At 65.3% G+C, this 15120-nt stretch carries 14 protein-coding genes; 11 read left to right on the top strand and 3 right to left on the bottom strand.

The features are described 5' to 3' along the window. Positions 1-24: 24 nt before the first annotated feature. Together ACKWRH_RS36580 and ACKWRH_RS36575 are read right to left on the bottom strand one after the other, a co-directional pair. A complete protein-coding gene (locus ACKWRH_RS36580) occupies positions 25-432 on the bottom strand; it encodes a nuclear transport factor 2 family protein (RefSeq protein WP_014492699.1) in 408 nt (135 codons plus the stop codon). 98 nt (positions 433-530) lie between these two features. Beyond that, positions 531-2015 (bottom strand): mannitol dehydrogenase family protein, encoded by a 1485-nt coding sequence (locus ACKWRH_RS36575; RefSeq protein ID WP_445217497.1) that lies wholly within the window; start codon positions 2013-2015, stop codon positions 531-533. A gap of 147 nt (positions 2016-2162) precedes the next feature. Here ACKWRH_RS36575 and ACKWRH_RS36570 point away from each other — a divergent pair, with 147 nt between their 5' ends. The 7 genes from ACKWRH_RS36570 (at position 2163) to ACKWRH_RS36540 (ending at position 9663) form a co-directional block, all read left to right on the top strand. After that, a complete protein-coding gene (locus ACKWRH_RS36570) occupies positions 2163-2972 on the top strand; it encodes a FadR/GntR family transcriptional regulator (protein ID WP_445217496.1) in 810 nt (269 codons plus the stop codon). Between the two features lie 89 nt (positions 2973-3061). Next, on the top strand, positions 3062-4021 hold the full coding sequence (locus ACKWRH_RS36565; protein WP_445222540.1) for a sialic acid TRAP transporter substrate-binding protein SiaP: 960 nt from the start codon (positions 3062-3064) through the stop codon (positions 4019-4021). 137 nt (positions 4022-4158) lie between these two features. After that, positions 4159-4737 (top strand): TRAP transporter small permease, encoded by a 579-nt coding sequence (locus ACKWRH_RS36560; RefSeq protein ID WP_445217495.1) that lies wholly within the window; start codon positions 4159-4161, stop codon positions 4735-4737. Between the two features lie 4 nt (positions 4738-4741). Further along, the gene (locus ACKWRH_RS36555) at positions 4742-6148 is read left to right on the top strand and encodes a TRAP transporter large permease (RefSeq protein WP_445217494.1); all 1407 of its coding nucleotides are present in this window, start codon (positions 4742-4744) and stop codon (positions 6146-6148) included. After that, positions 6145-7194: an L-idonate 5-dehydrogenase gene (locus ACKWRH_RS36550; protein ID WP_445217493.1), complete on the top strand. Its 1050-nt coding sequence runs from the start codon at positions 6145-6147 to the stop codon at positions 7192-7194. Before ACKWRH_RS36555 ends, ACKWRH_RS36550 begins: the two co-directional genes overlap by 4 nt. Positions 7195-7207: 13 nt before the next feature. Next, entirely contained in the window at positions 7208-8398 is a 1191-nt protein-coding gene (uxuA, locus tag ACKWRH_RS36545; RefSeq protein WP_445217492.1) for a mannonate dehydratase, read from the top strand. Positions 8399-8511: 113 nt separating this feature from the next. Then, complete coding sequence (locus ACKWRH_RS36540) at positions 8512-9663, top strand: alpha-hydroxy acid oxidase (protein ID WP_038956970.1); 1152 nt, start codon at positions 8512-8514, stop codon at positions 9661-9663. Between the two features lie 20 nt (positions 9664-9683). On the opposite strand, the gene ACKWRH_RS36535 is transcribed toward ACKWRH_RS36540, so the two are convergent. After that, positions 9684-10622, bottom strand: a complete 939-nt coding sequence (locus tag ACKWRH_RS36535) for a LysR family transcriptional regulator (RefSeq protein ID WP_445217491.1) — start codon at positions 10620-10622, stop codon at positions 9684-9686. Positions 10623-10834: 212 nt separating this feature from the next. Between ACKWRH_RS36535 and ACKWRH_RS36530 the strand changes: the two genes are divergently transcribed. The 4 genes from ACKWRH_RS36530 to ACKWRH_RS36515 are packed head-to-tail and all read left to right on the top strand — an operon-like array spanning position 10835 to position 15068. Further along, positions 10835-11917, top strand: coding sequence for an ABC transporter ATP-binding protein (locus ACKWRH_RS36530; RefSeq protein WP_445217490.1), 1083 nt, complete (start codon positions 10835-10837; stop codon positions 11915-11917). Positions 11918-11953: 36 nt separating this feature from the next. Next, positions 11954-12670 (top strand): HAD family hydrolase, encoded by a 717-nt coding sequence (locus tag ACKWRH_RS36525; protein WP_445217489.1) that lies wholly within the window; start codon positions 11954-11956, stop codon positions 12668-12670. Positions 12671-12685: 15 nt separating this feature from the next. After that, entirely contained in the window at positions 12686-13993 is a 1308-nt protein-coding gene (locus ACKWRH_RS36520; protein WP_445217488.1) for an NAD(P)/FAD-dependent oxidoreductase, read from the top strand. 28 nt (positions 13994-14021) lie between these two features. After that, positions 14022-15068: an ABC transporter substrate-binding protein gene (locus tag ACKWRH_RS36515; protein WP_445217487.1), complete on the top strand. Its 1047-nt coding sequence runs from the start codon at positions 14022-14024 to the stop codon at positions 15066-15068. The last annotated feature ends 52 nt before the right edge of the window (positions 15069-15120 follow it).

The raw sequence follows: 15120 nt of genomic DNA, 5'->3' as shown, positions 1-15120 counted from the left end.
AAAGCGTCCGCCGGCCCGCGGCGGTCAGTGGACGCGGTGGCTCGTTCTATCGTCCTCAGCCTGCTCGACAATCTGCGCGATTGGGCTCGACTGATGGTGCACCAGCCGCCAGCCGTCGCCGACGCGCCGAAAATGGTTGGCCGCGGCCAAAGCGGTGCCGTCGACGATCTCGATGCAGAGCACGCGCGCGCTGTCGCCGTCGACGATCGCCTGCGGTTCGGCGCAAACGATTTGCGGCCGCTCCGGATTTTGCAGGATGTCGCGCCAGCTGCCGATCACCGTGGCCCGGCCGATGATGGCCGGCCAACCGGGATGGATGCAGGAAATGGCGTCGTCATCCGCCCACATCCGCTCCATTTCGTCGAAGTCGCCCGTTGAAAAGGCGGCGTAGAAGGCCGCGTTCGCGGCGATGACCTTATTGTCCTTTGCCATGCCTCTCGGGTGGGGCAATGGCAGGCAAAAATCAAGCGCGACTTCCGTCCGACTTTGCGTTCGATTTGGACCGCAGTGCAGCATTGCCTGCTTTGTGGTCACGCCGAGACAAGTGTCTCCACCGCTCGCCGCGCACCATCCTTATAGAGACGGCCGAGCGCCGTGGTCACGGCCTCGCGCAGGCGCGGCTCAGTGCCCAGCGGTCCGAACACTTTCTCGACCCCGAGCAATGCGGGCGCGAGCCGTTCGGCGACGGGACCCGCCTCGCGCGCCAGCGCGGCGAGCTCGGCGGCGAGCGGATCGCGAACGTCGATGGCGCGGCCCTGCTCGTCGCGTGCGGTGACGTAACGCATCCAGCCGGCCACCGCGAGCGCATGCGTCGCGATCGGCAGGTCTTTGCGCAGGCGATCCTGCATCGCGCCGAGCAGGCGCTGCGGAAGCTTTTGCGAGCCGTCCATCGCGATCTGCCAGGTACGGTGATGCAGCGCCGGATTGGCGAAGCGCTTGAGCAGCGAGGCGCGATAGGCGGCGAGATCGGTGCCAGCCGGCATCGTCAGCGTCACCGCGGCCTCTTCCATCACCTGCGCGGCGAGACGGGCAAAATGCGGATCCAGCATGGTGTCGGCGATGGTCTCGTAGCCCGCGAGATATCCGAGATAGGCCAGCGCCGAATGGCTGGCGTTGAGCAGCCGCAGCTTCATCAGCTCGAACGGCTTGACGTCGGTGACGAGCTCGACACCGGCGGCGGCGAAATCGGGCCGCCCCGCCGTGAAGCGGTCCTCGACCACCCATTGCGTGAACGGCTCGGTCATCACAGGCCAGGCGTCGCGCATGCCGAGCGCGTTCGAGACCGCATCCCGGTCGGCGTCCGTCGTCTCCGGTACAATGCGGTCGACCATGGTCGACGGGAAGGTGGCCGCATCGGCGATCCACTTGCCGAGGTCCTTCGAGCGGAGCGCGGCGAACTGCGTCACGATCCGCTGCACGGTGTGGCCGTTGGCGGCGAGGTTGTCGCAGCAGAGCACGGTGAAGGGTGCTAGCCCCTGTGCGCGCCGACGCGCCAGTGCGGCGACGATGAAGCCGGCCGCCGAGCGCGGCGCGTCAAGATTGTTCAGATCGTGCACGACATCCGGATGCCGCTCGTCGAGATCGCCGGTCTGCGGCGTGTGGCAATAGCCCTTTTCGGTGACCGTCAGCGAGACGATGCGAATGGCGGGATCGGTCATCCGCTCGACCAGTGCTGCCGGCTTCTCGCGCGCGACGACACTGTCGAGCAGCGCGCCGATGACGCGGTGCTCGGTGCCTCCGGCGGCACGTACGGCGACAGTGTAGAGATGATCCTGCGGGGCGAGGGCGTTGCGCGTGTCCGGGCTGCGCAGGCTCGCGCCGACGATGCCCCAGGATGAGCCGCCTGCGGCAAGGCAGTCGTCGATGACAACGGCTTGGTGCGCGCGATGAAATGCGCCCAGGCCGAGATGCACGATGCCGGGCGTAACGCGCGAACGGTCATAGGCGGGGCGGCGGACGGCGGGCGGCAGCCGGTCGAGATTGGCGCGGCCAAGACGCGTTGAATTATGGCGCATGGTCGTCTCTCCCTGTGTTTGGCCGCTGCTTGACATGGCACCCGTCCTCGGTCAATGCTTCGGTCAATTGGTAAGACCAATTTTCCAAAAATTGGCGGGCCGCCGGGACGCGATGCTTCCCGGCGAGACCCTTTCGGGGAGGCCAGCGTGCCGCTGGAAGCTGTGGAGGCGAGACGGCTTTACCGCCAGGTCGCCGATCAATTGCGAAACCTGATCGACAGCGGCGAGTACGCGGTCGGCAGCCGCTTGCCGACCGAGCGCGAACTCGCCGAGCAGCTCAGGATCTCGCGGCCGACGGTGCGCGAAGCCCTGATCGCACTCGAGGTCGAGGGCCGCGTCCGCATCCGCGTCGGCTCAGGCATCTATGTGAGCGAGCCCGCGGAGGCCACGCCCACGCCGGCGGCCGCCGTCATCGAAGGTCCGTTCGAGCTCTTGCGCGCCCGCGAATTCCTGGAAAGCGCGATCGCCGAGCAGGCCGCGCGCGTGGCGACCAAGGACGATATCGCCCGCATCGATGCGTCGCTTGTCGCGATGGAGAATGTCGAGCATCCCGGCGAGGCCTCGATGGTGCACGACCGTGCCTTTCACGTCGCGATCGCCGGCAGTCTCGGCAATGCCGTGCTGGTGCGCGTGGTCGGCGAGCTGTTCGACCAGCGCCTCAATCCCTATTTCGCGCAGCTTGCGCATTACTTCGAGAGCCCGGGCACCTGGCGCACTGCGCTCGACGAGCATCGCGCCGTGCGTGACGCGATTGCGGCGCATGATCCGGACGCCGCGCGCGAGGCCATGCGCAAGCATCTGGCGCGCTCGCAGGAGCGCTTTGCGCAGAACTTTGGTGCCGAGACCGCCGCGGGATCGCCCGCGGAGCGAGGCCGGGTCGCGCGCACGCCGGCGAAACCGGAAAAGCCAAAACGCGCGAAGACGCCGGCCAAAAGCGGCAGCGTGCGGCGACGATGAGATTGGGCGGCTCGTCCCGGTTTTGGGGCGGGCGAACAAGAAGCAGACTTTAGTCAGTGGAGGATAAGTCAGTGTTGAAGAAGATGACGATGGTGCTGGCGACTTCGGTCGCGGCAATGTTCGCGGCGACCAATCCCGGCATGGCGCAGACCAAGCTCAAATGGGCCCATGTCTACGAGACCTCGGAGCCGTTCCACACCGCTTCGGTATGGGCCGCGCAGGAGATCGGCAAGCGCACCAACGGGCGCTATACCGTCGACGTTTATCCGGCGTCGCAGCTCGGCAAGGAAGCCGACATCAACCAGGGCCTCTCGCTCGGCTCGGTCGACATCATCATCTCCGGCTCGAGCTTCGCGGCCAAGAGCTTCCCGCCGATCGGCGTGACCTACTATCCCTACACCTTCCGCGACGCCGACCATCTCCTTGCCTACACCAAGAGTGACATCTTCAAGGAGCTCGCCAAGGGCTATGAGGACAAGAGTGGCCACCACATCGTCGCGGTAACCTATTACGGCGTGCGCCAGACCTCGTCGAACAAGCCGATCAAGTCCTGCGCCGACCTCAAGGGCCTGAAGATGCGCGTGCCCGACGTTCCGGCCTATCTGGCGATGCCGCGCGCCTGCGGCGCCAACACTGCGCCGATCGCGTTCGCCGAAGTCTATCTCGCGCTCCAGAACGGCACCGTCGAGGCGCAGGAGAATCCGCTGACCACGATCGAGGCCAAGAAGTTCTACGAAGTGCAGAAGCACATCGTGCTGACCGGCCACATCGTCGACCACCTCAACACGGTGGTGGCGGGCGCGCTCTGGAAGAAGCTCAGCGACGAAGACAAGAAGATCTTCACCGACGTCGCGCAGGAGGCCGCTGCGAAAGCGACCGCGGAGATCAAGCAGAACGAGGCCAAGCTGGTTTCCTTCTTCAAGGAGAAGGGTCTGACCGTGACCGAGGTCGACAAGAACGAGTTCCGCGACATCGTGCTGAAGAACGTTCCGTTCGAGACCCTTGGTTATCGCAAGGCCGACTGGGAACGCATTCAGGCGGTGAAATGACGACGTAGTCGTCATTCCGCGGCGGCTCGAAGAGCCGAACTATGGTGCGCAATTGCGCGCCTGAGAATCTCAAGGTTCCGGGTCTGGTGCTAACGCACCATCCCGGAACGACGTGACCGGTTTTGAGGAGTAACCCCATGTCCACCGTCGAAGTGCACCGGCAGATCACCGGGGACGAGATCGCCCACACCTTCGAGGAAGAGGCGGTGCCGAAGGTCGATCTCGGCGTCTACGCTTTCGAGGACTGGGTGGCGCTGGTGATCTTCTGGGTGATGGCGCTTGCCGTCTTCCTCCAGTTCTTCACCCGTTACGTCCTCAACGACAGCTATGCCTGGACCGAGGAGATCGCGACCTACTGCCTGATCGGCGTGGTCTTCATCGGCTCCTCGATGTGCGTACGGCTTTCACGGCACATCCAGGTCGACCTGATCTACCGCTATCTGCCGCACGTCGTGGCGCGCGCGCTGTCCACGGCGATCGACCTGATCCGGATCGCTTTCTTCGGCTACGCCATCAAGCTCGTCTGGGTCTACATCCAGATCATCGGCGATGAATCGATGACCACGATCAATCTGCCGAAGGACTACGTCTATTACGCCGTGCTCGCGGGCTTCGTGCTGATGTTCCTGCGCTCGGTGCAGGTGGCCATCCAACATTTGCGACAGGGCTATTCGATCCTCGAACGTCCCGGCGCCTACGACGGTTTTGAGGGGTAACGTTATGCTGCTGTTGCTTGGAGGCTTCCTCATCCTGATGCTGCTCGGCGTTCCCGTGGCGATTGCCATGGCCGCGTCGTCGCTGCTCTACATCCTGGTCAGCGGCGTGACGCCTGATGTCACGCTGGCGCAGCGCATGATCGCCGGCGTCGAGAGCTTTCCGCTGCTCGCGGTGCCGTTCTTCATCCTGGCCGGCAATCTCATGAACATCGCCGGCGTCACCGGCCGCATCTACAAATTCGCGGTCGCCCTGGTCGGCTGGATGCGCGGCGGCCTTGGCCACGTCAACATCATCGGCTCGGTGATCTTCTCCGGCATGTCCGGCACCGCGATCGCGGATGCCGCCGGGCTCGGCACCATCGAGATCAAGGCGATGAAGGACCACGGCTATTCGACCGAGTTCTCGGTCGGCGTCACCGCGGCCTCGGCGACGCTCGGGCCGATCATCCCGCCGTCGCTGCCCTTCGTGATCTACGGCATGATGGCGAACGTTTCGATCGGGGCGCTGTTCCTCGGCGGCGTCATCCCCGGCATCTTCATGACGCTGCTGATGATGGCAACGGTCACCTATTTCGCATACAAGAACAAATGGGGTAGCGATACGCCGTTCTCCTGGCCGCAACTCGGCTCGGCCGGCCTCGAAATCGCCATCGTGCTCGCTTTCCCGCTCGCGATCTGGCTGATGGTGCTGGCCGGCATGTCCACCAACATGGCCGTTGTCATCGGCCTCGGCACGCTGCTCGCGATCGACTGGTACTTCGACTTCTCGGCGGTGATGGCGCTGATGGCGCCGGTGATCCTGATCGGCGGCATGACGCTCGGCTGGTTCACTCCGACGGAGGCCGCGGTCGCAGCCGTGATCTGGTCGCTGTTCCGCGGCCTCGTCCGCTACCGCACGATGACATTGAAGACCGTGGCGAAGGCGACCTTCGACACCATCGAGACCACGGCCTCGGTGCTGTTCATCGTCACGGCGGCCTCGATCTTTGCCTGGCTGCTGACGGTGTCGCAGGCAGCTCAAATGCTCTCGGACTGGATGCTCAGCATCACCCACAACAAATGGGTGTTCCTGGCGCTCGCCAACGTCCTGATCCTGTTCGTCGGCTGCTTCATCGACACCACGGCGGCGATCACCATCCTGGTGCCGATCCTGCTGCCGATCGTGCTCAAGCTCGGAATCGATCCGATCCATTTCGGCCTGATCATGACGCTGAACCTGATGATCGGCCTGTTGCATCCACCGCTCGGCATGGTGCTGTTCGTGCTCGCCCGCGTGGCCAAGCTCTCGGTCGAGCGCACGACGGTCGCGATCCTGCCCTGGCTGGTGCCGTTGATGGTCGCGCTGATCGCGATCACATACATTCCCGAACTGACCCTCTGGCTGCCTAAATACATGGGACTCTCCAAATGACCTCCACCGCTCTCGCCGCAACCCTGTTCGGCCCCGAAGATCTGCGCATGATCGAGCATCCGCTCGACAGGCTCGCTGATGGCATGGTGCGCATCCGCTTCGGTGCGGGCGGCATCTGCGGCTCCGACATGCACTATTTTCGTCATGCCCGGACCGGCGATTTCGTCGTGAAGTCGCCACTCGTGCTCGGCCACGAGATCTCCGGCGAGGTCGTGGAGATCGCAGGTTCCGCAGCGAACCTGAAGGTAGGCGACCGTGTCGCCGTCAATCCGTCGCGCTGGTGCGGCCATTGCGTCGCCTGCCGCGAGGGGCGGCCGAATCTCTGCGAGAACATCTACTTCATGGGTTCGGCCTCGAAGACGCCGCACATGCAGGGCGGTTTCGCCAACTATTTCGACGCGATCCCCGCGCAATGCGTGAAGATTCCCGATCACGTGTCCTATCAGGCCGCAGCGCTGGCCGAGCCGCTCGCGGTTTGCCTGCATGCGGTGGCCCGCGCCGGCAACATCGAGGGCAAGCGAGGCATCATCTTCGGTGCCGGCCCGATTGGGCTTTTGACCATGCTCGCCGCACACCGCGCCGGCATGGCCGACATCACGGTGGCGGACATCGCGCCGGCGCCGCTGGCCTTTGCGACCCGGCTCGGCGCTTCGCATGTCGAGAACGTCTCGGCCGGCGAGGAAGGACTGAAGGCACAGGCCGCATCGCGACCCTATGATGTCGCGTTCGAGGTCTCGGGCACGGCCGCGGGCCTTGCCAGCGCGATCGGCATCGTCAGGCGCGGCGGCATTGTGGTGCAGATCGGCAATCTGCCGGGCGGGCAGATCCCGACGCCGTCGAATGCGGTGATGGCCAAGGAGATCGACCTGCGCGGCTCGTTCCGCTTCGGCTTCGAGTTCATGACCGCGGTGGAACTGATTGGCGCCGGCAGCGTCGACGTGCTGGCGCTGGTCACCGCCGAGCGGCCGCTGTCGACCGCGCCGGACGCACTGCGGCTGGCGCTCGACCGCTCGCAGAGCGTCAAGGTCGTGCTGACCGCGAACTGATTGGAGTGATCACATGATGCTCGAGGGATGGCGCTGGTACGGTCCGGATGATCCGGTGTCTTTGGACGATGTCAGGCAGGCCGGGGCGACGGATATCGTCTCGGCGCTGCACCAGGTGCCGATCGGCGAAGCCTGGACACGCAAGGCGGTCGAGGAGCGCAAGAACTTCATCGAGCACGGCCAGCCCGGCCGCTCGCAACTGACCTGGTCGGTGGTGGAGTCGATTCCGATCCCCGACGACGTCAAGCGGCTCGGGGCTAAGGCGACGGCCTCGATCGAGGCGTGGATCGCGAGTCTCGAAGCGGTGGCCGCGGCCGGCATCAAGATCATCTGCTACAATTTCATGCCGGTGGTGGACTGGTGCCGCACCGATCTGGAGTGGGAGCTGCCGAACGGCGCCCGCGCCATGCGCTTCGACCAGGACCGCTTTGCCGCGTTCGAGCTGCATATCCTGAAGCGTCCCGCCGCCGTGCAGGAGTATTCGCCCGAGCAGCAGGCGCGCGCCAAAAAGCTGTTCGACCAGATGAGCCAGGCCGATATCGACTACCTCGTCATGGTCATCGCCAGCGCGCTGCCGGGCTCGACCACCGAGCCGATGACGATCCCGCAATTCCGCGACCGGCTGGAGACCTATCGCGACATCACGCCAAAAATCCTGCGGCAGCATCTCGCCGAGTTCCTGGGTCGCGTCACGCCGGTCGCCGAGCAACTCGGCATCTCCCTGACGCTGCATCCCGACGATCCGCCGCGCCCGCTGTTCGGCCTGCCGCGCATTGCTTCGACCGCCGACGACTACCAGGCGCTGTTCGATGCGGTGCCGTCCAAGGCGAACGGCATCTGCCTGTGCACCGGCTCGCTTGGCGTGCGCGCCGGGAACGATCTACCCGCGATGGCCGAGCGCTTCGGCCCGCGCATCGCCTTCGCCCATCTGCGTGCGACCAAGCGCGAGGCCGACGGCCTGTCCTTCTACGAGTCCGATCATCTCGATGGCGACGTCGACATGGTCGCGGTGCTGAAGGCGCTGTTGAAGGAGAACGCACGGCGTTCGCCCGACAAGAGAATCGTGTTCCGTCCCGACCACGGCCATCGTATGCTCGACGATCTCGCCGCCACCAAGCGCACCAATCCCGGCTACACCGCGATCGGCCGCCTGCGCGGCCTCGCCGAGCTCCGCGGCGCGATCAGGGCGATCGAGCATCGATAGGAGACCGGCGGCGCCATCAGGCGAGAAATCGCCGCGATGGCGGCCGCAGACAGCATCGCGGCGCGATGGCAAGATGATCGACGCGCAGAGCATGCCGTGAGCGGAGTTGAGAAATGCGCCTGACACAGTGTCATAACTTCCACGATTTCCGGCGACTGGCGCGCCGCCGACTGCCCGGTCCGATCTTCGACTACATCGATGGCGCGGCCGACGATGAGACCACCCATCGCCGCAACAGCGCGAGCTTCGAGCATTGCGACCTTCTGCCCAACGTGCTGCGTGGCGTGCAGGACGTCGATCTCTCGGTCACTATCATGGGCCAGAAGCTCGCGCTGCCGTTCTACTGCTCGCCGACCGCCTTGCAGCGCCTGTTTCATCATGAAGGCGAGCGTGCCGTCGCCGCTGCTGCGGCGAGCTACGGCACCATGTTCGGCGTCTCCTCGCTGGGCACGGTGTCGCTCGAGGAATTGCGCAAGGCCCACGACACGCCGCAGGTCTATCAATTCTATTTCCACCGGGACCGCGGTCTCAACCGCGCCATGATGCAGCGCGCCAAGGACGCGGGCGTCGAGGTGATGATGCTGACGGTCGACAGCATCACCGGGGGAAATCGCGAGCGCGATCTGCGTACCGGCTTCAGCATTCCCTTCCGCCTGACGCCTGCGGGCATGCTGCAGTTCGCGATCAAGCCGATGTGGGGTATCCAGTATGTCAGCCACGAGAAATTCAGGCTCCCGCAACTGGAGGAGCACGTCGACATGAGCGGCGGCGCCATGTCGATCGGCCGCTACTTCACGGAAATGCTGGATCCCGCGATGAATTGGGACGATGTCGCGGAGATGGTGCGGACCTGGAACGGCCCGTTCTGCCTGAAGGGGATCATGTCGGTGGAAGACGCGCGCCGCGCGGTCGATATCGGCTGTGCCGGGATCGTCCTTTCCAATCATGGCGGCCGCCAGCTCGACGGCTCCCGCTCGGCTTTCGATCAACTCGCCGAAATCGTCGATGCCGTGGGCGACCGCATCGACGTGATGATGGACGGTGGCATCCAACGCGGAACCCATATCCTGAAAGCGCTGTCGCTCGGGGCCAAGGCGGTCGGGCTTGGACGATACTATCTCTATCCGCTCGCCGCCGCCGGCCGGCCCGGCGTCGAACGAGCCCTCGGCCTGCTGCGGGCCGAGCTCGTGCGCGATATGAAGCTGATGGGATGCACGTCGATCAGCCAGCTATCGCGCGCCAATCTTCGCTTCCGGCCCGGGTAGCGCGCCGTGATCATTCGGCCTCAATAGCAGGCAGCCATCGCGCCGAGTTTCGGATAGAGCCGGTCGATCGCGGCGATCTCGCTTTTCATCTGCGCGATGATCCAGTCGCGGATTTCGGCGGCGATGGGGCGCATCGGCCGGTTGCGCGGCGGCAGGAATTCGCAGATGCGCCGCGTGGTGGTGAGCGTATCGGAGGCCGGCACCAGCGCGCCGGTCAGGAGCCAGTGCGAGGCCACCGTCAGCCAGCCGAGCGCGATGCCCTGGCCGAGCAGGGCGGCCTGCATCACGACGGCATAGTCGGTGAAGCTCAGCGCCTTGGCCGCCCCGCGGCGGCCGGTCAGAAGCGAGGCGTAATCCGCCGCCCAATCGCCCGGCGTCTCGGCGAGGCGAATGATGGTGTTGCCTTCGGCGGGATCGGTCTCGCCGAGATAGCCGGGGCTGCACATCGGCAGCATGACTTCCTTCATCACCAGCGTGCCGCCGGATGACGGCTCGTCGCGGTCACGAAAGCGCATGCCGAGATCGACATTCTCCACCGGTCCGCGCAGCGCGCCGGAGATGAGCTGGAAGCGCAGATCGACCTCGGGAAACTGCTTCTGAAGCTTGTCGATGCGCGGCATCAGCCAATGCGTGGTGAAGGCGGAGGAGACCGACAGCGTCACCGTCTCGGTGCCCTTGCGGCGCCGCTCGATCTCGACGAGCCCGGTCTCGATGCTGCGAAAGCCTTCGAGCACGCGGCGATAAAGCAGCTCGCCTTCCTCGGTGAGCACCGCGCGCCCTGCGGTGCGATCGAACAGGCGGACGCCGAGATGCTCCTCGAACTGTCCGAGCATCCGGCTCACCGCCGGCTGCGTGACGTTCAGCTCGGCTGCCGCCGCGGTGAAACTGCCATTGCGCGCCGCTGCGTCGAAGACGAACAGGGCGTTACTGGAGGGCAGCATCCGGCGCAGCTCGGGCATAACGCCATGTTATGGACGCGGTGAGAATTTGGCAATTGCCGAGTTTTGCCAAGTCTGGTGTCATTGGCATCACAGCCTAAAGACAGGGCCTGCGAACGAAGATTTGGTGCGGTGCACGCTTCCGCCGTGAGTGCCCAAAATCCCTGTCTATAAAGCAGGCTTATGGCGCGCAGTGAGGCACGCCATTGCAGGGAACGAGGCGAGGTCGATCGTTGGACAAACGAGCGGAAAGCGTCGAGATCAGGTCCGCGAGCAAGGCGTATGGCGCCGTTCGCGCTCTCGACGACGTCTCGCTGAATGTCGGCGCCGGCGAATTCGTCTCGCTGCTCGGGCCCTCCGGCTCCGGCAAGACCACGCTGCTCGGAATTCTCGGCGGCTTCATCCTGCCATCGCGCGGCACCATCCTGTTCGGCGGCCGTGACGTCACCTGGATGCCGCCGCACAAGCGCGACATCGGCGTGGTGTTCCAGAACTACGCACTGTTCCCGCATATGAGCGTCGGCGAGAACGTCGCCTTTCCCCTGCGCGCACGGCGCCTGCCGAAAGCGAGCTGGCCCGACAAGGTGCGCGCGGCGCTCGCGATGGTCGGTCTCGCCGGCTATGAAGAGCGCGGCATTGCGCAGCTCTCCGGCGGCCAGCGCCAGCGCGTGGCACTGGCGCGCGCGATGATCTTCGAGCCGCGCCTGATCCTGATGGACGAACCGCTCTCCGCGCTCGACAAGCAGCTCCGCGAATCCATGCAGATCGAGCTGCGCGCGCTGCACCGGCGCATCGGCGCCACCATCATCTACGTCACCCACGACCAGCGCGAAGCGCTGACCATGAGCGACCGCGTCGCCGTCATGAAGGACGGCCGGCTGATCCAGATCGACGCGCCCGAGCGGCTGCACGATCATCCGGCCGATTCCTTCGTCGCGAGCTTCATCGGCGAAGCGACGATGCTACCGGTTCGCCGCGTCGATGCCTCCAGCGTCGCGCTCGGCAATGCGCTGCTGCGCAGCGCCCGCGCCATTCCCTCAGGCGATGCCCTGATGCTCGCTGTGCACAGCGAAAAGCTATTGATCGACGACGGCGCGCAGGATGCCGCCTGCAACCGGCTGACCGGAACGGTCACCGACATCGTCTACCAGGGTGAGAGTCTCCGCATCTTCCTGGCGCTCACCGATGGCATCGCGCTCAGCCTGCGCCAGCCGAGCTATCACCAGGCCTACAGCCGCATCCCGCCGCTCGGCGGCAGCCTCACCGTGACCCTTCACCCCGAGGACACCATCGTTGTCCCCAGGGCGGGGGACTGAACTCAAGCCTTGTTCAACCGAGAGAAGAAACCAAAAATGTCGTCAGCAGCCTCGTTCAGCAATTTCAAGGTTCTCACCTTCGACGTCGTCGGCACCTTGATCGATTTCGAGACCGGCGTGCTTTCCGCGGTGCGAAAGATCTCCGGCAAGTCGCCGGCCGAGCTCAGCGACGAGCAGATCTTCGAGCCCTACAAGCGCGGCCGCGACAAGCATTATGAGCGCTCGAGCGAGGCGATGTTCCACGTCTATCGCCATCTCGCCAAGGAGCTCGGGCTTCCCTCCGACGATGCGTCCTGCGACGTGTTCCAGCTCTCGGTGCTGCGCTGGGGGCCGTTCGCGGATTCGGTCGAGGCGCTGCAGCGCCTGCGCACGAAGTTCCGGCTGGTGGCGATGACCAATGCGGATCGCGTCGCGCTCTCCTGCTACGCGCACGCGCTCGGCAATCCCTTCGACGACACCGTCTGCGCCGACGATACCGGCGTTGCAAAGCCGAACCCGGAGTTCTTCGCCTACAACAAGGGACGCCAGTCCGCCTTCGGCTACAAGCAGTCCGACATCCTGCACGTCGCGCAGAGCCAGTACCACGACATCGGGATCGCGCGAAAGCTCGGCTACAAGGTGTGCTGGATCGAGCGCCGCCAGGGCATCGCCGGTTTCGGCGGCACGCCGGCGGTGGAGACGCTGACCAAGCCGGACTTCCACTTCCCGACACTGAAGGCGCTGGCCGACGCGGCGATCGGACCGGCGGCGTAAGGCATGAGCGGCGGCATGACACGGGACTGGAGCGCATTGCCATTGGCCAACTCGTTGTGGGAAGCCACGGCGGAGCCGGCGCGCGCGTTTCCCGTGCTGTCGGGCGAGCGACAGGCGGATGTGGTGATCATCGGTGCGGGCTACACGGGCCTCTCCGCGGCGCACCACATCGCCAAGAGCGGGCTTAGCCCCATCGTGCTGGAGGCGAACCGTCCCGGCTGGGGCGCAAGCGGGCGCAATGGCGGGGTGATCACCGCGAAGTTTCGCCTGTCGTTCCGCGAGATCGACGCCACCCACGGCCGCGCCATGGCGAAGCGCATGTACGAGATCGCGCATGAATCGACTGACATGGTCGAGGAGCTGGTGTCCGAATTCGGCATCGCCAGCGCGGCGCTGACGCGCACGGGCCAGGTCAAGGCCGCGCATAACGAGACGACGCTGAAGGCCGCAATCGACGAAGCCAACTGGATGACGCGCGAGATGGGCTCTGCCGAAGTCCGCATCCTCGACAAGCGCGGGGTGCGTGACGAAACCGGCTCCGACATCTTTGTCGGCGGCGTGCTCAATCCCGGCTCCGGCGGTATCCATCCGCTGAACTATCTGCGCGGGCTCGCGAATGGTGTGGTGAGCCGCGGCGTTCCGATCTTCCAGGAGTCGCCGGTGGTCAAGCTCCGGCGCGAGAATGGCGGCATCGTCGCCGAGACGCCGCAAGGCGCGGTGCGCGCGAAACAGGCGATCATCGCCACCAACAGCTATTCCGACCTGACCAGCGCGACCGCGCAGATGCAGCGCACGCTGATCCCGTTCCGCAGCGCCATGGTCGCGACCGAGCAGCTGCCGCGCAATCTCGCGGGCAAGCTGATGCCGACGGGGCGCACCTACACCGAGACCAAGCGCATGATGCGCTGGTTCCGCATGGTCGACAACCGCGTCATCTTCGGCGGCCGCGGTGCTTTCGGCAAGCAGGACTCGCAAGCCGCCTTCGACGCCTTGCGCAAGGCGATGGTCGGCATCTTCCCGGATCTTGCCGATGTGCCGCTCGCCTACACATGGTCGGGCCTCGTCGGCATGACGCTGGACTCGGTGCCGCATATCGGCCGGCTCGACGACCGCACGCTGGTCTCGATGGGCTACAATGGCGCGGGCGTTGCGATGTCGAGCCTGATGGGCCGCTATCTCGCCGCCTTTGTCCGCGGCGAGACGCCCGAGGTCGGGCTGCTCGATATCAGGCGCATGAAGGCGATCCCGTTCTATCCGCTGCGCGAGCCGGCCGTGCGCATGGTCGCCGGCTGGTACCAGTTTCTCGATGCGATCGGTCAGTGAGATCTCTTTGGCGATGGAGGAGGCGAGGATGACGACGACACGGAATTTTGGATTGGGCTGCGCCGTACTGGGCGCAATCGGATTTACCACTGCGGCGCGCGCCGTCGAGCAGATCACCTTCGTCTCGCAAGGCGGCGCCTATCAGGCGGCGCAGACGGTGGCGATCCTTGACCCCTCCGCCAAGAAGCTCGGCATCACCATCAACCAGGACTCCATTCCCGACGCCTGGCCCGCGATCAAGACGCAGGTCGGCAGCGGCAAGCCGATCTGGGACGTGGTGGATACCCCGACAGGTAACTGCCTGCGCGGCGGCGAGCAGGGGCTGATCGAGAAGCTCGACTTCTCGAAGATTCCAAACGGCGCGGCGATGCCGGAGGCCTATCGCAGTCCCTATTCGGTGTCCTACGAGTTCTATTCCAGCGTGCTGTCCTACAGCCAGAAGACCTTCCCGAAAGATGCGCCGAACAGCTGGGCCGATTTCTGGGACGTCAAGAAATTTCCCGGCCGCCGCGCGCTGCGCAACCATCCGTTCGCGACGCTGGAGGCCGCGCTGATGGCCGACGGCGTCGCGCCGGACAAGCTCTACCCGCTCGACGTCGACCGCGCCTTCAAGAAGCTGGAAGAGATCAAGCCGCACATCACGGTGTGGTGGACGTCAGGCGCGCAGTCGGCGCAGCTGCTCAATGACGGCGAGGTCGACATGGAGATGGCGTGGAACGGCCGCGTCAGCGCGGTGGCCAAGGAGGGCGCGAAGGTGTCGTTCACCTACAACCAGGGCGTCCTTCAGAGCACCTCGCTCTGCATCCTCAAGGGCGCGCCGAATCTCGATACCGCGGTGAAATTCCTCAACGAGGCCGTCGATCCCGTGCACCAGGCCAATCTGCCGCTCAACATCGACTACGGTCCGGGCAATCCGAAGGCGTTCGAGACCGGCGTGATCAAACCCGAGCGCGCCGCGCAATTGCCGAGCGAGCCGGCGAACGCGGCCAAGCAGGCGCTGATGTCCTACGCCTGGTGGTCCTCGCCCTCAGGCGAGGCCGCCGAGAAGCGCTGGGCGTCCTTCATGCAGAAGTGAGCGAGGCAGCGTTGACGATAACAGTGCCAGATTCCTCCCAAAAGCATCAGCG

Source organism: Bradyrhizobium sp. Pa8 (genome assembly GCF_052588265.1).
The sequence above is the reverse complement of the archived record's forward strand: the minus strand, read 5'-3'. Positions and strand labels throughout refer to the sequence as shown.

What these genes read in the sequence shown, in the direction of transcription:
- ACKWRH_RS36580 (WP_014492699.1), bottom strand. Translation starts at nt 432, where the DNA reads ATGGCAAAGGACAATAAGGTCATCGCCGCGAACGCGGCCTTCTACGCC.
- ACKWRH_RS36575 (WP_445217497.1), bottom strand. Translation starts at nt 2,015, where the DNA reads ATGCGCCATAATTCAACGCGTCTTGGCCGCGCCAATCTCGACCGGCTG.
- ACKWRH_RS36565 (WP_445222540.1), top strand. Translation starts at nt 3,062, where the DNA reads ATGGTGCTGGCGACTTCGGTCGCGGCAATGTTCGCGGCGACCAATCCC.
- ACKWRH_RS36560 (WP_445217495.1), top strand. Translation starts at nt 4,159, where the DNA reads ATGTCCACCGTCGAAGTGCACCGGCAGATCACCGGGGACGAGATCGCC.
- ACKWRH_RS36555 (WP_445217494.1), top strand. Translation starts at nt 4,742, where the DNA reads ATGCTGCTGTTGCTTGGAGGCTTCCTCATCCTGATGCTGCTCGGCGTT.
- ACKWRH_RS36550 (WP_445217493.1), top strand. Translation starts at nt 6,145, where the DNA reads ATGACCTCCACCGCTCTCGCCGCAACCCTGTTCGGCCCCGAAGATCTG.
- uxuA (WP_445217492.1), top strand. Translation starts at nt 7,208, where the DNA reads ATGATGCTCGAGGGATGGCGCTGGTACGGTCCGGATGATCCGGTGTCT.
- ACKWRH_RS36540 (WP_038956970.1), top strand. Translation starts at nt 8,512, where the DNA reads ATGCGCCTGACACAGTGTCATAACTTCCACGATTTCCGGCGACTGGCG.
- ACKWRH_RS36535 (WP_445217491.1), bottom strand. Translation starts at nt 10,622, where the DNA reads ATGCCCGAGCTGCGCCGGATGCTGCCCTCCAGTAACGCCCTGTTCGTC.
- ACKWRH_RS36525 (WP_445217489.1), top strand. Translation starts at nt 11,954, where the DNA reads ATGTCGTCAGCAGCCTCGTTCAGCAATTTCAAGGTTCTCACCTTCGAC.
- ACKWRH_RS36520 (WP_445217488.1), top strand. Translation starts at nt 12,686, where the DNA reads ATGACACGGGACTGGAGCGCATTGCCATTGGCCAACTCGTTGTGGGAA.
- ACKWRH_RS36515 (WP_445217487.1), top strand. Translation starts at nt 14,022, where the DNA reads ATGACGACGACACGGAATTTTGGATTGGGCTGCGCCGTACTGGGCGCA.